The 24,116-nt window shown below is 65.4% G+C and carries 21 protein-coding genes; 15 read left to right on the top strand and 6 right to left on the bottom strand.

Translation table 11 applies throughout. The annotated features are described in order from the left end of the window. Positions 1-10 precede the first annotated feature (10 nt). Positions 11-3,283 (top strand): acetyl-CoA carboxylase family protein, encoded by a 3,273-nt coding sequence (locus tag BLS75_RS04030; protein ID WP_072450318.1) that lies wholly within the window; start codon positions 11-13, stop codon positions 3,281-3,283. Positions 3,284-3,316: 33 nt separating this feature from the next. Here the strand turns inward: BLS75_RS04030 and BLS75_RS04025 are convergent, their stop codons facing one another. Both BLS75_RS04025 and BLS75_RS04020 read right to left on the bottom strand, forming a co-directional pair. Next, complete coding sequence (locus BLS75_RS04025; RefSeq protein WP_072450317.1) at positions 3,317-4,633, bottom strand: DUF6687 family protein; 1,317 nt, start codon at positions 4,631-4,633, stop codon at positions 3,317-3,319. 48 nt (positions 4,634-4,681) lie between these two features. Beyond that, positions 4,682-6,097: an MFS transporter gene (locus BLS75_RS04020; protein ID WP_072450316.1), complete on the bottom strand. Its 1,416-nt coding sequence runs from the start codon at positions 6,095-6,097 to the stop codon at positions 4,682-4,684. 108 nt (positions 6,098-6,205) lie between these two features. Here BLS75_RS04020 and BLS75_RS04015 point away from each other — a divergent pair, with 108 nt between their 5' ends. The 4 genes from BLS75_RS04015 to BLS75_RS04000 all read left to right on the top strand — a co-directional run bounded on the left by BLS75_RS04015 (position 6,206) and on the right by BLS75_RS04000 (position 10,693). Continuing rightward, complete coding sequence (locus BLS75_RS04015) at positions 6,206-6,982, top strand: helix-turn-helix transcriptional regulator (RefSeq protein ID WP_053158546.1); 777 nt, start codon at positions 6,206-6,208, stop codon at positions 6,980-6,982. Next, positions 6,982-8,454, top strand: a complete 1,473-nt coding sequence (locus BLS75_RS04010; protein ID WP_239690636.1) for an alpha/beta hydrolase — start codon at positions 6,982-6,984, stop codon at positions 8,452-8,454. Before BLS75_RS04015 ends, BLS75_RS04010 begins: the two co-directional genes overlap by 1 nt. Before the next feature lie 131 nt (positions 8,455-8,585). Further along, entirely contained in the window at positions 8,586-9,065 is a 480-nt protein-coding gene (locus BLS75_RS04005; RefSeq protein WP_072450566.1) for a sn-glycerol-3-phosphate transporter, read from the top strand. Positions 9,066-9,202: 137 nt separating this feature from the next. Beyond that, positions 9,203-10,693, top strand: a complete 1,491-nt coding sequence (locus BLS75_RS04000) for an aldehyde dehydrogenase family protein (RefSeq protein WP_072450315.1) — start codon at positions 9,203-9,205, stop codon at positions 10,691-10,693. A gap of 44 nt (positions 10,694-10,737) precedes the next feature. Here BLS75_RS04000 and BLS75_RS03995 read toward each other — a convergent pair whose 3' ends face one another. The 3 genes from BLS75_RS03995 to BLS75_RS32335 all read right to left on the bottom strand — a co-directional run bounded on the left by BLS75_RS03995 (position 10,738) and on the right by BLS75_RS32335 (position 12,043). Then, positions 10,738-11,208 carry a hypothetical protein gene (locus tag BLS75_RS03995; protein WP_072450314.1) on the bottom strand — a complete coding sequence of 157 codons (471 nt, stop codon included), beginning with the start codon at positions 11,206-11,208 and terminating at the stop codon, positions 10,738-10,740. After that, positions 11,202-11,657, bottom strand: a complete 456-nt coding sequence (locus BLS75_RS03990; protein ID WP_015635634.1) for a glucosaminidase domain-containing protein — start codon at positions 11,655-11,657, stop codon at positions 11,202-11,204. Before BLS75_RS03990 ends, BLS75_RS03995 begins: the two co-directional genes overlap by 7 nt. A 143-nt stretch (positions 11,658-11,800) precedes the next feature. After that, on the bottom strand, positions 11,801-12,043 hold the full coding sequence (locus BLS75_RS32335) for a hypothetical protein (RefSeq protein ID WP_176876689.1): 243 nt from the start codon (positions 12,041-12,043) through the stop codon (positions 11,801-11,803). Here BLS75_RS32335 and BLS75_RS03985 point away from each other — a divergent pair. Further along, complete coding sequence (locus tag BLS75_RS03985) at positions 12,042-12,254, top strand: FecR/PupR family sigma factor regulator (protein WP_011061329.1); 213 nt, start codon at positions 12,042-12,044, stop codon at positions 12,252-12,254. The two genes, BLS75_RS32335 and BLS75_RS03985, sit on opposite strands and share 2 nt — an antisense overlap. Positions 12,255-12,266: 12 nt before the next feature. Here the strand turns inward: BLS75_RS03985 and BLS75_RS03980 are convergent, their stop codons facing one another. Then, positions 12,267-13,208 carry a site-specific integrase gene (locus BLS75_RS03980; RefSeq protein ID WP_072450312.1) on the bottom strand — a complete coding sequence of 314 codons (942 nt, stop codon included), beginning with the start codon at positions 13,206-13,208 and terminating at the stop codon, positions 12,267-12,269. Positions 13,209-13,670: 462 nt separating this feature from the next. On the opposite strand from BLS75_RS03980, the gene arnB reads away from it, so the two are divergent. Genes arnB through BLS75_RS03935 form a run of 9 tightly spaced genes read left to right on the top strand, consistent with a single transcriptional unit; the run spans position 13,671 to position 24,106 of the window. Beyond that, the gene (arnB, locus tag BLS75_RS03975) at positions 13,671-14,810 is read left to right on the top strand and encodes a UDP-4-amino-4-deoxy-L-arabinose aminotransferase (RefSeq protein ID WP_072450311.1); all 1,140 of its coding nucleotides are present in this window, start codon (positions 13,671-13,673) and stop codon (positions 14,808-14,810) included. 5 nt (positions 14,811-14,815) lie between these two features. After that, positions 14,816-15,835 carry an undecaprenyl-phosphate 4-deoxy-4-formamido-L-arabinose transferase gene (gene arnC, locus BLS75_RS03970; RefSeq protein WP_011061332.1) on the top strand — a complete coding sequence of 340 codons (1,020 nt, stop codon included), beginning with the start codon at positions 14,816-14,818 and terminating at the stop codon, positions 15,833-15,835. Continuing rightward, the gene (gene arnA / locus BLS75_RS03965; RefSeq protein ID WP_011061333.1) at positions 15,832-17,838 is read left to right on the top strand and encodes a bifunctional UDP-4-amino-4-deoxy-L-arabinose formyltransferase/UDP-glucuronic acid oxidase ArnA; all 2,007 of its coding nucleotides are present in this window, start codon (positions 15,832-15,834) and stop codon (positions 17,836-17,838) included. The genes arnC and arnA overlap by 4 nt, the downstream gene beginning before the upstream one ends. Next, entirely contained in the window at positions 17,838-18,722 is an 885-nt protein-coding gene (arnD, locus tag BLS75_RS03960) for a 4-deoxy-4-formamido-L-arabinose-phosphoundecaprenol deformylase (RefSeq protein ID WP_011061334.1), read from the top strand. The genes arnA and arnD overlap by 1 nt, the downstream gene beginning before the upstream one ends. After that, positions 18,719-20,368, top strand: a complete 1,650-nt coding sequence (arnT, locus tag BLS75_RS03955; protein ID WP_072450310.1) for a lipid IV(A) 4-amino-4-deoxy-L-arabinosyltransferase — start codon at positions 18,719-18,721, stop codon at positions 20,366-20,368. The genes arnD and arnT overlap by 4 nt, the downstream gene beginning before the upstream one ends. After that, positions 20,365-20,709: a 4-amino-4-deoxy-L-arabinose-phosphoundecaprenol flippase subunit ArnE gene (gene arnE / locus BLS75_RS03950; RefSeq protein WP_015635643.1), complete on the top strand. Its 345-nt coding sequence runs from the start codon at positions 20,365-20,367 to the stop codon at positions 20,707-20,709. Before arnT ends, arnE begins: the two co-directional genes overlap by 4 nt. After that, the gene (gene arnF / locus BLS75_RS03945) at positions 20,706-21,119 is read left to right on the top strand and encodes a 4-amino-4-deoxy-L-arabinose-phosphoundecaprenol flippase subunit ArnF (RefSeq protein WP_015635644.1); all 414 of its coding nucleotides are present in this window, start codon (positions 20,706-20,708) and stop codon (positions 21,117-21,119) included. The genes arnE and arnF overlap by 4 nt, the downstream gene beginning before the upstream one ends. After that, the gene (locus BLS75_RS03940; RefSeq protein ID WP_072450309.1) at positions 21,116-22,480 is read left to right on the top strand and encodes a UDP-glucose dehydrogenase family protein; all 1,365 of its coding nucleotides are present in this window, start codon (positions 21,116-21,118) and stop codon (positions 22,478-22,480) included. The genes arnF and BLS75_RS03940 overlap by 4 nt, the downstream gene beginning before the upstream one ends. Continuing rightward, the gene (locus tag BLS75_RS03935; RefSeq protein ID WP_072450308.1) at positions 22,481-24,106 is read left to right on the top strand and encodes an ArnT family glycosyltransferase; all 1,626 of its coding nucleotides are present in this window, start codon (positions 22,481-22,483) and stop codon (positions 24,104-24,106) included. It abuts the gene before it with no gap. Positions 24,107-24,116 lie beyond the last annotated feature (10 nt).

Raw genomic sequence — 24,116 nt, 5'->3', positions numbered from 1 at the left:
GAGAATTGCCATGTTCCAGAGTCTGTTGATCGCCAATCGCGGCGAGATCGCCATCCGTATCGCCCGGGCCTGCGCCGACCTGGGCGTTCGCAGCGTCGCGGTATTTGCCGAGGACGACGCCGCCAGCCTGCACACGCGCAAGGCCGATCTGGCCCTGCCCCTCAAGGGCCGCGGGGTGGCGGCCTACCTCGACCGCCAGCAACTGATCGCCCTGGCCCTGCAACAGGGCTGCCAGGCGATTCACCCGGGCTACGGCTTTCTCGCGGAAAACCCCGACTTTGCCCGGGGCTGCCTGGAAGCCGGGCTGACCCTGATCGGCCCCGGCCCCGAGGTGCTGCAACTGTTTGGCGACAAGGCCGCGGCCCGTGCCCTGGCCGAAGATTGTGGGGTGCCCTTGCTGGAGGGCATCAACCGAGCAGTCAGCCTGGAACAGGCCGCAGCCTTTCTCGAACGCCATGGCGCGGTGATGCTCAAGGCCCTGGCCGGTGGCGGTGGCCGGGGCATGCGCGCGGTCACCGAGGCCGGGCAACTGCAGCAGGCTTTCATCCGTTGCCAGTCCGAAGCCCAGGCGGCCTTCGGCAATGGCGCGCTGTATGTCGAACAACTGCTGCAGCGGGCGCGGCACATCGAGATCCAGGTGCTGGGAGACGGCAGCGGCGCGGTCAGCCACTTGTGGGAGCGCGATTGCAGCCTGCAGCGCCGGCACCAGAAGCTGGTGGAAGTCGCCCCCAGCCCGGACCTTGCCCCGCAGTTGCGCCAGCAGTTGATCGACGCCGCCCTGGCCCTGGCCGCGCGAGTGCGTTACCAGGGCATTGGCACCTTCGAATTCCTTCTCGACCAGGAACACCCGGGGCGCTTCTATTTCATGGAGGCCAACCCAAGGATCCAGGTGGAGCACACGGTGACCGAGGCCATCACCGGCGTCGACCTGCTGCACACCCAACTGCGCCTTGGCGCGGGCGCCTCCCTGGCCAGCCTGGGCCTGAGCCGGCCACCAGAGCCCCAAGGCTTTGCCGTGCAGGCGCGGATCAACCTGGAACAGCCCCTGGCCGATGGCGGCATGGGGCCGGTGGCCGGCACCCTCAGTGCCTATGAAGCCCCCAGCGGGCCCGGGCTGAGGGTCGACGGCTACGGCTATGCCGGTTACCCGGTGAACCCCGGCTATGACTCGCTGCTGGCCAAGCTGATCGCCCAGGGTACGGATTTTCCCGCGGCCCTGGGCCGGGCCTATCGTGGGCTTTGCGAGTTTCGCCTGGAGGGCGTGCCGAGCAACCTGGGGCTGTTGTTGAACCTGTTGCGCCAGCCGGCGGTGCTGGACTATCAGGTGGACACCAGGTTCGTCGAAGCCCATTGGGCCCAGTTGCTGCAAGATTGCGCCGGGCAACACCGGCCGATGTTCTTTGCCAGGCAGGCCGCCACTGCGCAGAGCACTCGCAGCGATGTCCAGGCGCCCCCGGGCACGGCGGCGCTGAACGCCCCGAGCACCGGGGTGCTGGTGAGCCTGGAAGTGGCCGTGGGTGATGAGTTGCGGATTGGCCAGCGGGTTGCGGTGCTGGAAGCGATGAAGATGGAGTTCGAGGTCAAGGCGCAGAGCAGCGGTATCGTCCGGGCCTTGGCCGTCCAGGTTGGCGAGGCACTGGGCGAAGGCCAGCCCCTGCTCTTTCTGGAGCCGGCGGAGTTTGCCGACCAGGGCCAGCACAGCGAAGAGCAACTGGACCTGGCACTGATTCGCGCCGACCTGGCCGAAGTCCGCGAACGCCATGCCTTGCTGGAGGATGCCCAGCGTCCGGAGGCGCTGGCCAAGCGTCGCCGCAACGGCCAGCGCACCGCCCGGGAGAACCTCGAACACCTGCTGGACCCGGGCAGTTTCATGGAGTACGGCGCCATGGCCCTGGCCGCCCAAAGGCGTCGGCGCAGCGTCGAGGAGTTGCAGGCCCTGAGCCCGGCGGATGGGTTGGTGGGAGGCATAGGTACGGTGAATGCCGGGCTGTTCGACGGCCAGGACGCCCGTTGCCTGGCCCTGGCCTACGACTACACGGTGTTCGCCGGCACCCAGGGGGTGATGAACCACAAGAAGACCGACCGCCTGCTGAGCCTGGCCCAGGAGTGGCGGCTGCCGGTGGTGCTGTTTGCCGAAGGCGGCGGTGGCCGGCCCGGCGACAGCGACTTTCTCGGGGTCGCCGGCCTGGATTGCCATACCTTCGCCGCCATGGCCCGGCTGTCCGGCTGGGTGCCCACGGTGGGCATCGCCTCGGGGCGCTGCTTTGCCGGCAATGCCGCCCTGCTCGGCTGCTGCAACCTGATCATCGCCACCCGGAACGCCAGCATCGGCATGGCCGGCCCGGCGATGATCGAAGGCGGCGGCCTGGGCAGCTTCACCCCGGAACAGGTGGGCCCGGTGTCGGTACAAGGCCCCAACGGAGTGATCGACGTGCTGGTGGCCGACGAAGCCGAGGCCGTGCAGGTGGCCAAGCAGTACCTGAGCTATTTCCAGGGGCCGCTCAAGGACTGGCATTGCGCCGACCAGCGTGAGCTGCGGCATTTGATTCCGGAAAACCGCCTGCGGGTCTACGACATCCGCCGGGTCATCGAGACCCTGGCCGACCGCGACAGCGTGCTGGAGTTGCGCCGGCAATTCGCCCCGGGGCTGATTACCGCGCTGATCCGCGTCGAAGGCCGGGCCTTCGGCCTGCTGGCCAACAACCCGGCGGTGCTGGGCGGCGCCATCGACGCCGCGGCCGGGGACAAGGCCGCACGTTTCATGCGCCTGTGCGAAGCCTTCGGCCTGCCGCTGGTGTCCCTGTGCGACACCCCGGGGTTCATGGTGGGGCCGGAGTCGGAGCAGCAGGCCACGGTGCGCCATGTGTCACGGATGTTTGTCAGTGCCGCCAGCCTCACGGTGCCGTTCTTCACCCTGGTGCTGCGCAAGGGCTACGGCCTGGGCGCGCAGGCCATGGCGGCGGGCAGTTTTCACAGCCCGTTGTTCACCGTCGCCTGGCCCAGCGCCGAGTTCGGCGCCATGGGCCTGGAAGGTGCGGTGCGCCTGGGCTTCTCCAAGGAACTGGCGGCCCAGCCCGACGCGCAGTCGCAACAGGCGCTGTTCGACAAGCTGGTGGCCAAGGCCTACGCCCGGGGCAAGGCGCTGAACATGGCCAGCTACCTGGAGATCGACGCGGTGATCGACCCCCTGGAAAGCCGAGCGTGGCTGCTGCGTGGCCTGCGGGCCGCACCGCGCCCGGTGCCCTGGACCGAGCGCGCCCAGGGTTTTGTCGATACCTGGTAGCCCTGCGCCTCCCTCGTAGGAGCGGGCCGCTGCTCAGGCGTTGGCATCCCAGGCGACAGGGGCTTGTTCGAGGAACTGGCGCAGTTCGGCCAGCAGGGTGCTGCTGGCGTGGCTGCTGGGCCGGCTGGCGACAAACCTCAGGGCCGGCATGATTTCCTGCACGCCGTCGTAGCGCCATTGCCCCGGGGTGCGTTCGGCTTCCTGCAGGGCCCGGGCGAAGATCGCCAGGTCGCGCCGGGGCCGGGCAATGCCGCTGATGCGCTCGACCCAGCTCTCGTAGCGCTGGCGAATCTCCACCCGCCCCTGACGGACCATGGCCAGCACCCCGCAACGGCTGCGGTTGTGCACCGCCACCGGCGACAGGCCGCAATACTCGCCCAAACCGTCCCAGCCCTGCTCGGGCAGGACAAACACCGCCAGATCAATGCCCGGGTACTCCTCGATCACCGTGCCCGGATCGGCCAGCAGCGCCTCGCTGCGTTGCAGCGCGAGCATGGCCGGAGCGTACAGGGGCGCATAGCGCCGGGTGTTGTCGAGTACATCGGCCATCTGCGGCAGCAGCGCGGCGAAGCGTGTCAGCAATTGCCGGTCGTTGCTGGCCTGTGGGGCGACGCGCACCCGGGCCGCCAGGGCATGCAGGGCAAAGGCGCAGTGCAGGGCCTGGGCCGAAGTGCCCCGGGAGAAATCACCGAGGCGGGCAATGTCGATCAGCAACTGGCGGTGCCCCAGGGCATGCTCCGGCGCCAGGAACGCATACACCGAAGCCAGCCCGTCGAGGTCGAAATGATCGCTGGTGATCACCTGCGCCCGGTCCACCGTCAACCCCTGCTGGAGAAAGCCCAGGGCACTGGTGGTGGAGAGATTGGCCTTGTGCTCGACAGGCGTCTTGTTCGCCGGCCAATGGGACAGGGTCAGCAGGGTCGCCGGGGTATCGATGGAATCCAGGGAAATGTTCTCGCGGTGTGTGCTCTGGCCCAGGGGCAGGAAGCCATAGCGGCTTTGCCGGCCCAGGCGCAGGGCTGGCAAATCCAGCTCCAGGGGCGGGACCGGCGTTGCCACCGGCCATGGGGGCGCCGCCGGCGCAGGCGCGGTTGCACGGGTCAATTCGCCCTGCCCGCCCAGGCGATAGCCGAGCTGGCAGATATTCTCCCGGCGCAGGTCCCAGGGGTTGCCGTTGCGCACCGCGCAGCCGGGCCCGCCGACAACGCTGAGCAAGTCAGTGAAGCGGTTGTCGGCAATGCCGATCACCCTTCCCCCCAACTGCCTGAGCTGCAGGTGGTGCAAGTGCGGGGCCAGCCCCGGATCGAGGATCAAGGCCGGTTGCGGCGCATCAGTGGCAAGGCTGTTCATCGTGGTTTCCTTACAGGTCAATGACGCCAGGCGCACGCCCGACAGGGTTCAGGCTTGGGCCAGGTGCGGTGAACCGTTGCGCCGCACCTGGCGCACCGAGACAAACAGCAGCGCCGACAGCCCGGCGTACAGGCCGAACAGCCAGGCCGCAGCCTGGGCCGCGCCAGCAGTCCCGCCCGTGGAGGTCAGGCCTGCCAGGTTGACGATCATTCCCGCCAGCGCCGCCCCCAGGGCAGTGGCCACCAGTTGCACCGTGGTAATCGAGGCGCCGGCCAGTTCCTTCTGATCCTGCGGGGCCTGTTCCAGAACCCGGGACAGCAGGTGCGGCCACGCCAGGCCGATACCGACGCCCACCAGCAACATGGCCAGGCACACCGCCCCCAGGCTCAGGGCCGGGGTGGCGGTGGCAGGCATGAACAGGCAGGCCAGGAGCAGCCCGGCCACCACCAGGAACGGTCCGATGGCAATCGCCCGGGCCGCGCCCCGCGGGCCAAGGCCTGAGCTGAAGATCGCCCCCAGGGTCCAGCCGGCGGCCATCAGTGCGGCGATATAACCTGCCAGCAACGGCGTCTGCTGATGCAGCACTTGCAGGAACAGCGGTACGAAGACCTCGCTGGTCATGCCCACCACCAACAGGGCCATGGAAATGTACAGCGCCAGCAAGGCACTCCCGGCCTTCAGGCTATTGCGCGGCAACAAGCGCGCGCCGTCGCGGTTCTCCAGAGCGAATACCGGCGCCAGCAAAACCAGCCCGGCTCCCAGCCCCAGGGCGTTGTACAGCGGCGATGGGGTGATGCTGCCGATGGAAATGGCCAGTACCACGGCGGTCAGCAACAGCAGTTGCAGGGCGGGAATCGGGCTACGGGGCGCGCTTTCCCGACTCTTGCCCGGCAACAGTGCAACGGCCAGCAGCATGAATAGCAAGGTGCAGGGCAGCAGCACCCAGAACGCCGCGCGCCAGGCCCCATGTTCGGCGAAAACTCCGCCGACCGCCGGGCCGATCAGGGTTGCTGCGCCCCACATGGCGGAAATCAACGCCATCGCCCGGGGCCACAGCGGCTCGTCGAACACCAGGCGGATCATGGCGTAGGGCAAGGCGAACAGCAGGCCGCCCCCCAGCCCCTGGACGCTGCGCCCGAGGATCAGCCAGCCCATGTCCGCCGCCAGGGCGCACAGGCTGCAACCGAGCATGAACACCAGGCCCGCCAGGCCGTACGCGGCTTTGGGGCCCAGGAGCGCCAGGGCCCGGGTGGAGAGCACCGAGCCGATGATCGAGGCCACCACGAACAAGGTGGTGTTCCAGGCGTAGTAGTCCAGGCCGCCAATGTCCTTGACCACCGAAGGCAACAGGGTGGTTACCAGATAGACGTTGATTGCATGCAGGGCCACGCCACCAGCCAGGGCCGCAGAACGCAGCCCGTTCTTGCCCAGTAACAGTGCCGACCATCCGCTTGTCGATGCCATGCCGTTCTCCATGTGAGTTGTTCGCTGTTGGGTGAATGTAATACACAAGTAAATACTTTGATAATTGTTTTTTCCAGCCGTCCCGGCAATTCCCCCCAGCAGCAGGCAATGGATAGACAACCTGCGAGCCCCTGCGCCCGAGCCTGTTATGCTTGCGTGGTTGCCGGCGTCATGGACGCTCCTGATACCCCACCTGTGCATTGGTTAATGGCTCAGATGTCTTCGATTTCCCCCTCCACCGAGAAGAAAAGCCCCGGGGCTACCGCCGAGCGGATCCTGTTTCTGCTGAAAACCCGTGGCCCGTTGAAAACCGCCGATCTGGCGCCGCTGCTCAAGGTGTCCCAGGAAGCCGCGCGCCAGCAATTGCAGAAGCTGGTGGACAGCGAACTGATCGTCGGCCAATTGATGCCGGCCCAGGGCGCCGGGCGGCCCTCACAGAAATGGGTGCTCACCGAGCTGGCCCAGGCGCGCTTTCCCGATACCCACGCCAACCTGACCCTGCAGTTGATCGATTCGATCCGCGCGGTGTATGGCGCCGACGGCGTGGAGCGCATCGTCAGCGATATGGAGCGGGCCAACAGCGCCGAGTACCTCAGCGTCTGCGCGCCGTTGCCGACCCTGGAGCAGCGAGTCCGGGCCCTGGCGCAGATCCGTGAAGTGGCCGGCTACATGGCCAGTGTCGAGGCCGACGGCGATGCCTGGCTGCTGATCGAGAGCCATTGCCCGATCTGCGTCGCAGCCCAGCAGTGCCAGGGCTTCTGCCGTTCCGAGTTGCAAGTGTTCCAGGCCGCCATCGGCGAGTTGGGCCAGGTGCAGCGCGTGGAACACCTGATTACCGGCGATCGACGCTGCGTCTATCGCATCCGTGCCACCCCAGTGAGTTGATGCCCGTGCCCCTGCCAGTCCTGTCCCGCCTGCTCAAACAGGGCGCGCTGATCCTCGGCGTCGCCACCCTGACCCTGCTGGCCTGGCGGGCTTACGACAGCGAGCGCGGCCCGGCGCTGCAGCCCTGGCACCTGAAGGTGCCCCATGAACTGAGCGTGGAGCAGTTGGACCACGCCGACTGGGGCGCCTGGCTGCAGGCCGAGGACCGGGTATTCACCGAGGTCCGGCAGCAGGTCAGCGAGCGGCTGGACCCCGGGCAGGTACCGCCCTTCAACCGCTACCGCCAGGACAGCCGGGCCTACCCGCCACGCTTTGCCACGAACTGGAACCGTTCCTACCTGTTGCGCCCAGCGGGTACGCCCCGGGGCGTGGTGGTGCTGCTGCACGGCCTGACCGACTCGCCCTACAGCCTGCGGCATGTCGCCCAGCGCTACGTCGAGCACGGTTACCTGGCCATCGGCTTGCGCCTGCCCGGCCATGGCACGGTGCCGGCGGGGCTGACCGATGCCCAGTGGCAGGACTGGCTGGCCGCCACCCGCCTGGCCCTGCGTACCGCCCGGGCCGAAGTGCCGGTGCCGGCTCCGCTGCACCTGGTGGGCTACTCCAACGGCGCCGCACTGGCGGTCAAGTACACCCTGGATGCCTTGAGCGACCCGCAGTTGCCCCAGGCCCAGCGCCTGGTACTGATTTCCCCGATGATCGGCGTCGCCTCGTCCGCCCGTTTTGCCGGGCTGGCCGCCTTGCCTGCGGTGTTCCCGGCCTTCAGCAAGGCGGCGTGGCTCAACCTGCGGCCCGAATACAACCCGTTCAAGTACAACTCGTTTCCAGCCAATGCCGCGCGCCAGTCCTGGCTGCTGACCGACACCCTGCAAAAGCAGCTGCTGGCCCTGGTGGGCGATCCACGGCTGGCCCGGTTGCCACCTATCCTCAGCTTCCAGTCGTTGACCGACGCCACCGTCAGCACCCCGGCCCTGGTCAGTGGGCTGTACCGGCAACTGCCGGCCAACGGCAGTGAACTGGTGATCTTCGACCTCAACCGCGAGCGTGATTTCGAAGGGCTGCTGGACCCGGCCAGCGTCACCTCCCTGGCCAGCCTGCTACCGCCCGCGCCACGCAACTACACCACCCGCATCCTCAGCAACGAAGGCACGGGCAGCGCGACACTGGAAGAAGTGAGCACCCCCGCCCTGAGCCCGGACAGCAGCCGGCGGCCCCTTGGCCTGGCCTACCCGCCGGGGGTGTTTTCCCTGTCCCATGTGGCATTGCCCTTCCCCGTCGATGACGGCTTGTACGGCACCCAGCCCAGCCCCGATGAGGATTTTGGCGTGCACCTGGGCACCATCGCCGCCCGTGGCGAACGGGGTGTGCTGGTGGTGCCCATGGATGAGCTGATGCGCCTGAGCGCGAACCCGTTCTACCCCTACCTGATCCAGCGCATCGAGGCGCAGATAGATAAAGCAACAGTTCATTGATTGATCCCGTGAATGCCCGAGTGGTAGTTTCGCCGCCCCTACCCTCCTTGATTTCCGAGGGGGCGCAACTGCCGCCATGGCAGGGAAAGCCCATGATCCCCATGCTTCAATCTCCGGCCATGCGCCTGCCAATGCCCAAGCACCGCACTCTGAAAGCCGCCGCTGCGGCCCTGTTGTTGCTGGGCGCGGCGGCCAGTGCCCAGGCCGACCAGCAACAGGACTTCTGGTACGTACAGACCAGCGTGTACACCAACCACTGGAGCAACGACCCCGACCACAACAACCACCAGGACCTGATCGGCCTGGAGCGCAACTACGCCGACGGTGAACTGTGGGGCGTGAGCACCTTTCGCAACTCCTTCTCCCAGCGTTCCTACTACGCCTATGTCGGCAAGGCCTGGGAAAATGCCGACTGGCCGGTTTACGCCAAGCTCAGTGGCGGCCTGATCCAGGGCTACAAGGGCGACTACAAGGACAAGATCCCGCTGAACCACTTTGGCGTGGCGCCGGTGCTGATCCCGGCCATCGGCACCCATTACGGCCCGGTGGGCGCAGAGCTGGTGGTGCTGGGGGCCGCGGCGGTGATGGTCAACGTCGGCTACCGCCTCTGAGCACCTGGCCCTCGCACAATCGTACAAGACGCCTCTGCACTCCCCTTCCTAGACTCCCCGCTGAATGACCACCGCGCCGCGGTGGCCCGGCGTTGCCATCGTTGCCAGTCCCGGCACACTTGGAAAGGGATCTTCCAATGCACGGTTTTCAACCCTGGAACCCGCAGTTCTATATCAACCCGCTGTACCTGCCGGCTTCCGGCGATGCCCCGCACCAGGTGTTCAACCCGGACACCCGCGAGCCCATCGGGCTCAACCCCAGCTGTACCAAGGACGATGTGCACACCGCGGTGGCGGCGGCCAACGTTGCCCACACCCTGTGGCGCCTGCTGGATACGGATCAGCGTCAGGCGCTGTTGCTGCAACTGGCGGACAGCATGGCCGCCGACAGTGAACTGAACCGGCAGATCATCCGGCAGATGACTCGGGAACTGGCGCTTTGCGTGGCCGAAGCCCGGGCCGAGCTGGATCACTGCGCAGCCGTGTTCCGCTATTACGGGGCACTGGCCGACAGCGATATTTCGGCCCCGAGCCCGAGCGGTGCAGCGCAGTGCCGGCTACGGTACGAACCCTATGGCGTCAGCGTGCATATCCTGCCGTTCGCCCTGGGCATTGCCCTGCTGGGGCGGACGTTGGCCGCGGCCCTGGCGGCCGGTAACAGTTGCCTGGTCAAGCCGGCGCAGAACGCCAGCCTGTCCACCCTGGCCTTCATGCAGCACTTCACTGGCCTGCCGGCGGGGCTGGTCTCATGCATTCCCGGGGACGCCGCCACCGGGCAATGGCTGCTGCAGTCCAGCGGCACCCATGCCGTAGCCTTCACCGGCAGTGTCGGCGCTGCCAGCGCGGTGGCGGTGACCTGCGCCGAACTGCTCAAGCCCTGTGCGATCGAGAGCACCGGCCGCGGCGCGATGATCGTTGCCCAGGATGCCGACGTCGCGCTCGCCGCCGCCTACGGAGCTCGCACCGCCTTCAGCCGCGGTGGCCAGAGTTGCCTGTCGATCCAGCATTTTTTCGTCGAGGCGCAGGTCCATGACCAGTTCGTCCGACACTTCATCGAGCACACCCGCAACCCGGGCCACGACTCCAGCAGCGCGGTGCGGCCGCTGATCAGCCAGGCCGCACGACACAAAGTCCGGCGGCTGGTGCGTGACGCCCTGGCCAAGGGCGCCGCACTGCTGGCCGGAGAACAGGCACTCGAAAACCCGCTGCCCGGCAGCCTGCAACCGCCGGTGATCCTCACCGAGATCGACGACGACATGGTCATCACCCAGGAAGAGTGCCTGGGCCCGGTGGCGGTCATCCGACGGGTGAGTGACCTTGGCGCAGCCGCGCAACTGGCCAACGATTGCCCGGCAAGCTTTGAGGTGACCCTGTTCAGCAAAGATCCGGCGCACGCGGTGCAGTTGGCCCAACGCTTACTGAGCGCCCGGGTGCGGATCAACCCGCCGCCCGTGCCGAACCACCCCGACAGCGAGCACCACTGGACCCTGTCGCAATTGGCCGGCGACCTGTCTCCCAGGGCCCTGGATGCTTTCCGGCGGCCCAAACGCCTATTGCTCGGTGCTGCAGCGGCGCCGGCCACGCAGCAGGCGCCGGTGCAAGCCTTTGCCGCAGGGCTGCCCGAGTGATGAGCCAGAGGTTGGAAGAGCACGCGGCGACGGTGCTCCTAGGCTTATTGTTGGTCTTCGCAGCCCAGGCCCTCGCGCTGGCTTTTTTCATCCGCCAGGCTCTTGCCGGTACGGGCCATCACCCGCCGCTGCAAGGCTCGCAGCTCGGCGCCATCAAGGCGCTTGCAGCTGTTGATTTCCCAGGTATCGCCCGTGTTCAGGCTGACCGAGAACAGGCCCCAGTACTCGGTGGCCCCGGCCTTGGGGTCGTTGTAGCCGAGGCTGAAGTCGTAGTACCCGGGATGGGGCGGCTTGCCGTTTTCGTCCTGCAGGTCGCCGTCGATGAACACCCCGGGGCGCTGCAACTGATAGTCCTGGTGCTTGAGGGCCACCCGCAGGACCTGCTCCGCCTGTTCGCGGGTCAGGCCGCTGTCCTTGATCCGGGCCGGCTGCAGGCTATCGGTGGCACAGGCCACCAGTGTGGTGCAGGCCACGGACAGGCCAAGCACCCAGGAAGGACTCTTGAGTTTCAGCACGCCATGCGCCCTCTGACCGCAATGATGATGTCCGCCAGGTAGCGGGCGAAGCCATCCCGGCCGCCGGTCTTGGCGTTGCCGGTGTTGTAGCCGCTGCGTACCAGCGCCTGGGCGAATGCCATGGGGTCACGCTGGCCACGTACTGCCGTGCCAAAGCTCGAAGCAAAGGACTGGGCGGACTTCTGGAAGGAGTCGAACTTGGCCACCTTGATGCTGGCGTTGCCCAAGGGCGCCTCGGCGCCGATCTGCAGGGGGGCCGGTGCGTGCATGGAAAAGTAGTTGTTCAGTTCCCGGGCAATGCGCCCGGTGCCGTACTGGCTTTCCTGGGCGGCCAGGCCCAGCAGGTTTTCCACTGGCAGGTCCAACTGGTCGGCAATCGGCTGGCACACCGCCTTGTACTTGCTGACAAAGGTCACGGCACTGATGTTGTTGCAGAGTCTGGCGCTCACGTTTGTTCCCTCGGTTGACCGGTCAATTCCATTTACTGCGTTTTTCGCCGCGTGATTATAAAGCAACCCGGGGCCCACGCTGTCGAGTGCGTCACGGGCTCAAGACAGACGCGTTGACCGGCTACCGCGAGAACCTCCGGGCATCACGGGAATTCACCATGAATTTGACGATTTTTTCTTGTTTGCCGCTCTACATTGCGCGCAGTTTTCATTTGCAAATGATTCCTATTGTTCGAGCTGCCCGACGGCTCGATTCTTCCGGCTTGATGCATCCAAAGAAGGATGCTGCCCTTGATCATGGTCAGGCGCGGCAATCGCTCCGATACTTCAGCCATGCCGCTGTACACCGTGGCTACCGGCTCCACCTTGAACAAGGAATGAACCATGACTGATTCTGCCAGCCAAGCAGAGGAATACCTGATGATGCAGGCCGCGCACTGGTGCATGCGCCTGCGCGAGGCCGATTGCAGCCTGGCCGAGCGCCGGGCATTCGAGGACTGGCTGCAGAGCGACCCGAGCCATGCCTTCGAGTACGCGAAGATGCTGGAAGCCTGGGACCTCACCGGGCAGTTGTCGCCCACCCTGCCCTCGCTCTGACCCTGCCACGGCCTACAGATCGAAGCGGTCGATGGCCCGGCGCCGTTCGTTGTCATCGCGCAGGTCATAGCTGGCGGTGGTCTGGATGTTGCTGTGGTGAGCCAGTTTCTGCGCCAGCGACAGGTCGTGTTCCTCGATCACCCGGGTGATGAACGAGCGCCGGAAATCATGGGGCATGATCCGCGCGCCAACCTCGGCACCGCGTTGCCGGGCAATGTAGTAGATGGCGTGCTTGGTGATGCGCTCGCGAGTGATGTGCCCGCCCCGGCGGATGCGGTTGAACAGGAACGGGTCGTCTACCTGGCCCACGGGCAGATGCCGGCGGCGCAGCTCCAGCCAGGCCTGCAGCTTGTCGAAAGCCCAGGTGGGTGCGTACTTGACCAACTGACGATTGCCCTTGGCCAGGACCTGCAGGCTGCGCTCGCTGAAATCCACCTGGGCCAGGTCCAGGTTGACCGACTCGGACTTGCGCATGCCCGAGCCATAGAGCAGCGCAATCAACGCTGCATCGCGCACGCCCTGGGGGCGCGGGTCGGAAGCGCACACGGCCATCAGTTCGTGGATCAGGCCGCGCTTGAGGTTGCGCCCGCGGGCCAGGCGCGTGCCGCTGATGGCCTTGACCGAACGCATCTTCAGCAGGTGGTCCTGGCTGATCAGGCTGGCACGCCACGCCTCGTTCATCACCCCGCGCAGGGCGTTGACGTACAGCGATGAGGTATTGGGCGCATAGCCGTCTTCGCGCAAGGTGGCCACCAGGGCCGTGACATGCTCGGGTTGCAGCAGGTGCCAGGGGATTTCTTCCAGGTTCTGTTCGGCGTAGCCCAGGCGGTCGGCGGCGTCCTGCAGCACATAACGCAGGGTCGACTGGCTGGAGGGGGCCAGGCGCTTCAGGTACAGGCTCAAGGGGTTGGGCGCGTCAAGACCGGCGGCGCGGTCATGGCCCGGCGGGCTCATGGATGCTCCGCTGGGCAAGGTTGTACCGGGCAGCGCCTTGGCGAGGTGAAAAAAACACTCCCGCAGGCCCATTCGATACCCATTGAAAGCTGGTTACAAAAGCCGCCAGGGCTGCGCACTTCGATAACTTTGGAAACAAACTGAACACTAGCTGTCTGGCTCGCAGAAAAACGGACTTTTACCTTATTTTTCATATTCGTTTCACAATTTTCGGCTTAATCTCAGCCCCCGACAGACCACCGTCCGAGTGCAGTTTGTTCTCAGGTTGTAAAGATAACACCTTGATCCGCCTTTACTTTTCACAAACCTATTCTTTACTGATTCGTTGCATGGAATGCCCTGTTGGTTCAATAACTGGATGCGCCTTGATGACTGCAAGACCTCCCCGCTTTCCATGAACTGTCCGTTCACCCGCAGCAACCCGTATTCCAGTAATTCGCATTGTGTAAACCCGAGGTAACCATGAACCAGGCTTTCCTTCCTTTCTCGCGCCCGAGTATTGGCGAAGAAGAGATTGCTGCAGTGGAGCAGGTTCTGCGCTCCGGCTGGATCACCACCGGCCCGAAAAACCAGGAACTGGAACAGCAGTTCGCCGAACGCGTCGGCGCCCGCCACGCCGTGGCACTGTCCTCCGCCACCGGCGCCATGCACGTCACCCTGCTGGCCCTGGGCATCGGCCCCGGGGATGAAGTGATCACCCCGTCGCAGACCTGGGTCTCCACCGCCAACATGATCTGCCTGCTGGGCGCCACCCCGGTGTTCGTCGATGTCGACCCCGACACCCTGATGAGCGACGCCGCCACCATCGAAGCCGCCATCACCCCGCGGACCAAGGCGATCATCCCGGTGCACTACGCCGGCGCAGCCTTCGACCTCGACCCGCTCTATGCCCTGGCCGACAAGCACGGCATCGCGGTGATCGAAGACGCCGCCCACGCCGCCGGTACCACCTACCGCGGCCGCGCCATCGGCGCCCGGGGCACGGTGATCTTTTCCTTCCACGCGATCAAGAACATGACGTGCGCCGAAGGCGCGATGTTCGTCAGCGATGACGAAGCCCTGGCCAACCGCGTGCGCATGCTCAAGTTCCACGGCCTGGGAGTGGACGCCTACGACCGCCTGACCCATGGCCGCAAGCCACAGGCCCAGGTCATCGAGCCCGGCTTCAAGTACAACCTGGCGGACATGAACGCCGCCATTGCCCTGGTGCAACTGCAACGCCTGGACGAGATCAACGCCAAGCGTGAAGTGCTGGCCAAGGCCTACCTGCAGCGCCTGGAAGGCTTGCCGGTACAGCCCCTGCTCCTGCCCCAGTACCCGCAGCAGCATGCCTGGCACCTGTTCATCCTGCGCATCGACGCCGAACGCTGCGGCCTGGACCGCGAAGCCTTCATGAAAGGCCTGCAGGAACAGGGTATCGGCACCGGTATCCACTTCATTGCGACGCACCTGCATACCTATTACCGACAGCGTTTCCCTGAAGTGCAACTGCCCCATACCGAATGGAATTCGGCGCGGCTATGCTCGATTCCACTGTTTCCGGACATGACCCTCGACGATGTCGAGCGGGTGACCGGTGCCATTGCAAACCTTTTGGACTGAAGCCTTTGAAACCTTATCCGATTCAGTTCGTGTCGATCGTGATCCCGGTCTACAACGAAGAACAGAGCCTCCCCGAGCTGTTGCGGCGCACCGAAGCGGCCTGCCGCCAGCTCAAGCACGAGTTTGAAATCGTCCTGGTGGACGACGGCAGCCGCGACGAGTCGGCAAACATCCTGCAAGCTGCCGCCGAGCGCGAAGACAGCCCGGTAGTGGCGGTGATCCTCAACCGCAACTACGGCCAGCATGCGGCGATCATGGCCGGCTTCGAGCAGTGCCGTGGCGATGTGGTGATCACCCTCGACGCCGACCTGCAGAACCCGCCCGAGGAAATTCCGCGCCTGGTGGCTCAGGCCGAACTGGGCTACGACGTGGTCGGCACCGTGCGCAACAACCGGCAGGACTCGGCGTTCCGCCGCTGGCCCTCGAAGCTGATCAACCTGGCCGTGCAGCGTTCAACCGGGGTCGCCATGAGCGACTACGGCTGCATGCTGCGGGCCTATCGCCGGACCATCATCGACGCGATGCTGGCCTGCACCGAGCGCAGCACCTTCATCCCGATCCTGGCCAACAGCTTTGCCCGGCACACCACCGAGGTGCTGGTGGAGCACGCCGAGCGCGAGCACGGCGACTCCAAGTACAGCCCGATGCGCCTGATCAACCTGATGTTCGACTTGATCACCTGCATGACCACCACGCCCCTGCGGCTGTTGAGCATCATCGGTTTCGGCATGGCCGGCCTCGGCGCGCTGTTTGCCCTGATGCTGATCGTGCTGCGCCTGATCTTCGGCGCCACCTGGGCCGGCGACGGCACCTTCGTGCTGTTCGCGGTGCTGTTCGTGTTCACCGGTGGCCAGTTCATCGGCATGGGTCTTTTGGGTGAATACCTGGGACGCATGTACAGCGACGTGCGGGCCCGCCCGCGTTTCTTCATCGAAAAAGTCTTGCGCAGCCAGCCTGCGGCCCCGGCCCCTGCTGTGACTGTCGACGGTTTAACTTCCACTCATACTGATCAGGTTTCGCCATGAGCAATAAAGCTGTTGTCTTCGCCTACCACGATATTGGCTGTGCTGGCATCGAAGCCCTGCTCAACGCAGGTTACGAGATCGCCGCCGTGTTCACCCATGCCGACGACCCCAAGGAAAACACCTTCTATGGCTCGGTGGCCCAGCTCTGCGCCCGCAAGGGCATTGCCGTGCATGCCCCGGAAGATGCCAACCACCCGCTGTGGATCGAGCGCATCGCCAAGCTCAACCCCGACTACCTGTTCTCCTTCTATTACCGCAACCTGCTGAGCGAGCCGCTGCTGGCCACTGCCAGCAAGGGCGCGTTCAACCTGCACGGCTCGCTGCTGCCGCGCTACCGTGGCCGCGCACCGGCCAACTGGGTGCTGGTCAAGGGCGAAACCGAAACCGGCGTGACCCTGCACCGCATGGTCAAGCGTGCCGATGCCGGTGCCATCATTGCCCAGGAGCGTGTGGCCATAGAGCGCAGCGACACCGCGCTGAGCCTGCACCACAAACTGCGTGACGCGGCCGCCAGCCTGCTGCGCGACACCCTGCCGGCACTGGCCCAGGGCAAGATCACCGAAACTGCCCAGGACGAGTCCAAGGCCAGCTACTTCGGTCGTCGCACCGCGGCGGACGGCAAGATCGACTGGCAGCGCCCGGCCGAAGAGCTGTTCAACCTGGTGCGCGCCGTGACTCAACCCTACCCGGGCGCCTTCTGCGCCGTGGGCGAGCACAAGCTGATCGTCTGGAGCGCCGAAGTCGCCAAGGGCAACGAAGGCCAGGCCCCGGGCCGGGTCATCAGCGTCGACCCGCTGCGCATCGCCTGTGGCCAGGACTCCCTGGTGATCACCTCTGGCCAGCGCAACGCCAACGGCCTGTTCCTGGGTGGCCCGCAACTGGCCAACGAACTGGGCCTGGTGGACGGTTCCCTGCTGCGCGGCGCCGAGTCGGGGCGCAAGCCACGTCGCACCCGCGTACTGATCCTGGGCGTCAACGGCTTTATCGGTAACCACCTGTCCGAGCGCCTGTTGCGTGACGACAAGTACGACGTCTACGGCCTGGACATCGGCTCCGACGCCATCGAGCGCCTGCGCAGCCATCCGAACTTCCACTTCGTCGAAGGCGATATCAGCATTCACTCCGAGTGGATCGAATATCACATCAAGAAGTGCGACGTGGTCCTGCCTCTGGTGGCCATCGCCACCCCGATCGAATACACCCGCAACCCGCTGCGCGTGTTCGAGCTGGACTTCGAAGAGAACCTCAAGCTGGTTCGCTACTGCGTCAAGTACAACAAGCGCGTGATCTTCCCGTCGACTTCGGAAGTCTATGGCATGTGCCAGGACAAGAACTTCGACGAAGACACCTCCAACCTGATCGTCGGCCCGATCAACAAGCAGCGCTGGATCTACTCGGTCTCCAAGCAGCTGCTGGACCGGGTGATCTGGGCCTACGGCGCCAAGGGCCTGAACTTCACCCTGTTCCGCCCCTTCAACTGGATGGGCCCGCGCCTGGACCGCCTGGACTCGGCACGCATCGGCAGCTCCCGGGCCATCACCCAGCTGATCCTCAACCTGGTGGAAGGCACCCCGATCCGTCTGTTCGACGGTGGCGAGCAGAAGCGCTGCTTCACCGACATCGCCGACGGCATCGAAGCCCTGGCACGCATCGTCGACAACGAAAACGACTGCTGCAACGGCCAGATCATCAACATCGGCAACCCGGACAACGAAGCCAGCATCCGTCAGTTGGGCGAAGAGCTGCTGCGCCAGTTCGAAGCTCACCCGCTGCGCGGCAACTTCCCGCCGTTCGCCGGTTTCCGCGATGTGGAGAGCAAGGCGTTCTACGGTGCCGGCTACCAGGACGTGGAACACCGCAAGCCAAGCATCGACAACGCCAAGCGTCTGCTGAACTGGGAGCCGACCGTGGAAATGAGCGAAACCATCGGCAATACCCTGGACTTCTTCCTGCGTGAAGCGATGCTGGAAATCGCCGACCGCGCCAAGCAAGAAGCACGCTGATGCAGGCAGGTCTGCGCATTGATGTCGATACCTACCGCGGCACCCGGGAGGGGGTGCCACGGCTGCTCGAATCGCTGGACGAAGCCGGGGTCAAGGCCACCTTCTTCTTCAGCGTCGGGCCGGACAACATGGGGCGCCACCTGTGGCGCCTGATCCGTCCGCAGTTCCTCTGGAAAATGCTGCGGTCCAATGCCGCGGGCCTGTACGGCTGGGACATTCTCCTGGCCGGCACGGCCTGGCCGGGTAAACCCATTGGCCGGGACCTGGGGCACTTGATGCGCCAGACCCTGGCCGCCGGTCATGAAGTCGGCCTGCACGCCTGGGATCACCACGGCTGGCAGGCCAATACCGGGCGCTGGAGCCAGGCACAGCTGATCGAGCAGATCCGCCGTGGCGTCGACAGCCTCAACGATATTCTCGGGCAAGCGGTGAGCTGCTCGGCGTCCGCCGGTTGGCGCGCCGACGAACGCGTCATCGAAGCCAAGCAACAATTCGGCTTTCGCTACAACAGCGATTGCCGCGGCCAGAGCCTGTTCCTGCCACGCCTGGCGGACGGCAGCCTGGGCGCCCCGCAGATTCCGGTGGACCTGCCGACCTTCGACGAAGTGGTCGGGCCGGTGGTGGCCGCCAAGGATTTCAACAGTTACATCCTCGACCGGTTCAGCCCGGACAAACTCAACGTCTATACCGTGCATGCAGAAGTAGAAGGGATTCTCATGGCCAACGATTTCCGCCAGCTGCTGGCCAGCGCCAGGCAGCGCGACATCCACTTCCAACCCCTGGGCAACATGCTCCCGGCGGATCTGGCCAGCCTGCCCGCGGGCAAGGTGGTGCGCGGTGCGCTGGAAGGACGTGAAGGCTGGCTGGGAGTGCAAGGCGCATGACCAGACGTTGGGCTCTGCCGTTGCTGCTTATCGCGTTCGGCCTGTTCTACCTGCTGCCCCTGGCCACCCACGGCCTGTGGATTCCCGATGAAACCCGCTACGCGCAGATCAGCCAGGAAATGCTCCTGACCGGCAAATGGGCGTCGCCGCACTTCATGGGCATCCGCTATTTTGAGAAACCGGTGGCCGGCTACTGGATGATCGCCATCGGCCAGGCGCTGTTTGGCGACAACCTGTTCGGCGTGCGCGTGGCCTCGGCCCTGAGCACCGGCCTGAGCGTGGTCCTGGCCTACCTGCTGGCCCGGCGCCTGTGGAACGATCCGCGCAAGAGCCTGGCCAGCGCCCTGCTCTACATGAGCTTTACCGTGGTCGCGCTGCAGGCCGGCTACGCCAACCTCGATCCGCAATTCACTTTCTGGGTCAACCTGAGTCTGGTGGCGCTGTGGTTCACCTTCGACTGCCGGACAACCCGCGGCCAGGTGCTGGCCTGGGTGGCGCTGGGCCTGGCCTGCGGCATGGGCTTCATGACCAAGGGCTTTCTGGCCTGGCTGCTGCCGGTGCTGGTGGCCCTGCCCTACGCCATCTGGCAGAAGCGCCTGCGCTCGCTGCTGATCTATGGCGGCATCGGTGTGCTGGTGGCCATTCTCATCAGCCTGCCCTGGGCCCTGGCGGTGCACTCCCAGGAACCGGACTACTGGCGTTTCTTCTTCTGGCACGAGCACATCCGCCGTTTTGCCGGTGATGATGCCCAGCACGCCTCGCCGTGGTGGTACTACCTGCCGTTGCTGGTAGGGTTCAGCGTGCCCTGGGTGCTGCTGCTGCCGGCCGGCCTGAAACAGGCCTGGCAACAGCGGCGCCAGAACAGCAGCGGCTTCCTGCTGCTGTGGCTGGTGCTGCCCCTGGCCTTCTTCAGCCTGAGCAAGGGCAAGTTGCCGGCCTATATCCTGCCGTGCCTGTTGCCCCTGGCGCTGTTGATGGGCAACACCCTGGTGGACCGCCTGGCTGCCGGCAAGACCCGGCTGCTGGCATTCAACGGCGTGCTCAACCTGGTGGCCGGCCTGCTGGGGCTGCTGGCCCTGGTGTACTTCCAGATGAAAAAGCCGGTGTATGTGGACGAGCCGCAGCACCTGGTGCTGGTGTATGTGTTGCTGCTGGGCTGGATCCTCAGCAACCTGCTGCAAGCCATGCGCCCCCTGACCCTGTGGGCGACGCCGGCCCTGGGCAGCTTCCTGCTGGTGGCCCTGGCCCCGGCAGCGCTGCCCAACTCGGTGGTCTACAACAAGATCCCCGACCAGTTCATCATCGATCACGTGGCCGAGCTGGGCCAGGCCAAGGCCCTGCTGAGCAACGACCTGGGAGCTGCTTCCGCCCTGGCCTGGCGCCTGCGTCGCCCCGACGTGACCCTGTACAACACCGAAGGCGAAGTGAAATACGGCCTGGGCTACGAAGACGCTGCCGCGCGCAAGGTCGACCTCAATCAGGTCCAGCCGTGGATCGCCGAGGCCCGCAAGCAGGGCTCGATCGGCGTGGTGATGCGGGTCAAGAGCAGTGACGAGGAACATGAAGTCGAGCTGCTGCCCAAGGATGCCAAGCGCTACGAGCAAGGCAACATCGTGATCTTCATCATTCCCCAGGGCCAGCCATGAGCCTGCTGCTTTTGTTGCTGGCCTGCGGGCTGACCTGCCTGGGCCAGGTGGCGCAGAAGTTCGCCGTGGAAAGCTGGCGCGGTCGGCCTTCCAGCGCCCTGCAGAAACTGCGCTCGGGCTGGCTGTGGCTGGCTCTGTTCAGCCTCGGCCTGGGCCTGCTGGTGTGGCTCCTGGTGCTGCAACGCATGGAGGTGGGCGTGGCCTACCCGATGCTCAGCCTGAACTTCGTCTTCATCACCCTGATTGCCCACTTCGTATTCCGTGAGCACATCGACCGGCGCCACTGGTTCGGCGTGGCCCTGGTGATCGGCGGCGTGCTGCTGTTGAGTCGCCACGCATGAGCCGGGCCAAGGGGTTTGCCTTCGCCCTGGGCAGCGTGGCCCTGGTCAGCGGCGCCCAGCTGGGCATGCGTTGGAGCATGACCCGCCTGCCCGCTCCGGATCAGTGGTTGCCGGCGTTGAGTGCCGGCAGCGTCGACCTGGCCGCCCTGGCGGTGGTGGCCGCGGCCATCGCCGCCTATGCGCTGTCGATGCTCTGCTGGCTGCTGGCCTTGCGCGACCTGCCGCTGGGCCGGGCCTATTCGCTGCTCAGCATCAGCTACGCCCTGGTCTACCTGCTGGCCGCCAGCCTGCCGTTGTTCAACGAACCTTTCACGCTTTCCAAAACCCTCGGGGTGGCCCTGGTCATCCTCGGGGTCATTACCATCAACTCTCGATCTGCACCCGCGACAAGTCCCAGGAATACCCCATGAAAATCAGTGTATTTGGAAGTGGTTACGTCGGCCTCGTACAGGCTGCCGTGTTGGCTGAAGTCGGCCACGATGTCATCTGCATGGACATCGACGAGCAAAAGGTCAAACAGCTGCAACAGGGACACGTGAGCATCTTCGAGCCGGGGCTGGCCAGCCTGGTCAAGGAAAACCTCGAAGCCAAGCGCCTGCACTTCACCCACGATGAAAAACTCGCGGTGCAGCATGGCCAGGTGCTGTTCATCGCCGTGGGCACGCCCTCCAGCGAAGACGGTTCGGCGGACCTGCGCTACGTGCTGTCAGTGGGCGACGCGGTGGCCCGCCACCGTGAGCAGCCGGTAATCCTGGTGGAAAAATCCACCGTACCAGTGGGCACGGGCGACACCTTGAAGGCCCACATCGAGAAGGTCCTGGATGGCCGTGCGCTGCAATTCGATATCGTCTCCAACCCGGAATTCCTCAAGGAAGGCTCGGCGGTCACCGACTGCCGCCGGCCGGACCGGATCATCATCGGCTGCGAGCGCGAAGAAGTGCGCGATGTGATGCGCGACCTGTACGCACCGTTCAACCGCAACCATGACCGCATCATGTTCATGGACCTGCGCAGCGCCGAGCTGACCAAGTACGCCGCCAACTGCATGCTGGCGACCAAGATCAGCTTCATCAACCAGATCGCCGAGCTGGCCGAGCACCTGGGGGCCGACATCGAAGCGGTGCGCCTGGGCATCGGCGCCGACACCCGCATTGGCTACCACTTCATCTACCCGGGCTGCGGCTACGGCGGCTCGTGCTTCCCCAAGGACATGCGTGCGCTGATCCACAGTGCCCAGCAAGCCCACTGCTCCAGCGACCTGTTGCAAGCCGTGGAAGCCATCAACGAGCGGCAGAAGCACAAGCTGTTCGAACGCATCAATGCGTTCTACAAGGGCGACCTCAAAGGCAAGACCTTTGCCCTGTGGGGCCTGGCATTCAAGCCCAACACCGACGACATGCGCGACGCCCCGAGCCGCGTACTGCTCGATGCGCTGTTCGCCGCCGGTGCCCAGGTGCGGGCCTTCGACCCGGAAGCCATGCAGGAAACCCAGCGCCTGTACCCGGACGAGTCGCGCCTGATGCTCATGGGCACCCCGGAATCGGTACTGGTGGGCGCCGACGCCCTGGTCATCTGCACCGAGTGGCAGCAGTTCAAGGCACCGGATTTCGACCTGATCCAGCAGCGTCTCAAGGCGCCGGTGATCTTCGACGGGCGCAACCTGTACGACGCCGAGCGCCTGGCGCGCAACGGCTTCACCTACTTCCCGATTGGCCGCGGTGAATCGCGCAACCTGCCGATCCCCCACCAGCAGTGGTCTGCTGAGGCCTGAATGAACACCAGTCACTCCTCCCCTTCGAACACTCTTCTTTGGCAATCGTTGGGGCTGGGGTTGCTGGCCCTGCTGCTGTTCTGCGTCGGCGCCGACCACCAGTCGGCGATCGGCTTCGATTCGCGCTTCGTGCTGTTTGCCAAGGAAATGCTGCGCCACGGGCCGGGGTTCTTCCCCACCACCTACGGCCAGCCCTACGCCGACTACTCCAGCGCCTCGACCCTGCTGGTCTGGCTGTTCTCCCTGCCAGGGGGGCAAGTCACCAGCCTTACCGCCTGGTTGCCCACGGCCATCGCCTCAGCCTTGATCGTCAGCCTGATCTATCGCCTGTTGGCGCCCTATTCCCGCACCTGGGCCCTGCTCAGCGTTGCCCTGCTGTTGCTCAGCAACACCTTTATCAGTGAAACCCGCGCCGTGTCCCTGGACCAGATGCTGGCTGCGGTGTCCCTGGCCGTGTTCTACCTGGGCTACGCCCATGACCATTTCGGTACCCACCGGCGCCTGGGCTGGATCTTCCTCCTGCTGGTGCTGGGCTTTGCCATTCGCGGGCCCATCGGCCTGGTGATTCCCACTGGCATGCTGTGCAGCTACTACCTGCTCAATGGCCAGTGGCGGCGGCTGTTCAGCGTCGGTTTCAGCGCCCTGGCGCTGCTGGTGGCCTGCGTCGGCCTGCTGCTGTGGCTGGCCAAGCTCAGTGGCGGCCAGGCCTTCGTCGACGATGTCATCCGCATGCAGTTCATGGGGCGCATGGACGGCAGCGAAGGCTCCAGCGATGTCCTCTATTACTTCACCAGTTCCCTGGGCAACTACGCCCTGGCCTACCCCCTGGCGATCCTGGCGTGGCTGGCCGTGCTGCTGACCCGCGCCACGGAACAGGGCCCGGGCCTGAAACTGTTGCGCCTGTGCACCGCGGCCGGGTTGATCGTGATGATCGGCCTGTCGATTCCCCAGGCGAAAAAGGCCCGCTACCTGCTGCCGATGCTGCCCATGGCGGCGATCATTGCCGCCTATCCGTTCCAGGCCGGCCGCGGACGGCTGCTGGCCTGGCTGCGCGGGACGATCCAGGGCCTGTGGCTGCTGCTGCCGGGGTTGCTGATCATCGGCTTGCTGGTGCTGCGGCGCAAATTCCCCGAGCAACTCGACTCGTCGACGCCGATGCTGCTGGTGCTCGGCCTGTTGCAGCTGTTGTCCCTGGGGCTGCTGTTCAAGCGCCAGTGGCGTGCCGTGGGCCTGGCCTACAGCGCAGTGCTGGCAGTCTGGGCCTGCTACATCGGAGTCTTCGAGCCGGTGGAGCACCGTCTCTATGACACGCGCACCTTCAGCCACAGCGCCATGCAACTGATCGAGGCCGACCCGGCACCGGTGGTCCTGCACCGCATGGGCAAGGATGCCAAGGCCATCAAGTTCATGGTCAACCTGGACCGGGATCTGCAACCGCAGTTCACCGAAAGCCCAGACGCCCTGGCTCAGGTACCCGGCCCGGCCTGGGTCATCCTCGATCAGAGCGACCTGGCCAGCCTGCAAGGCACGCCACTGGCGGCACTTGAACCAATGCTGAGCGGGCGTTTCGACAAGAACGACTTCGTCCTCCTGCACCTGCCCGGGCCAACCGCCGCGCAACCCTGAAAGCGTTGCA

This window comes from Pseudomonas sp. NFPP12 (genome assembly GCF_900103205.1).
Lineage (GTDB): Bacteria > Pseudomonadota > Gammaproteobacteria > Pseudomonadales > Pseudomonadaceae > Aquipseudomonas > Aquipseudomonas protegens.
This window is presented reverse-complemented; position numbering and strand designations above follow the sequence as displayed.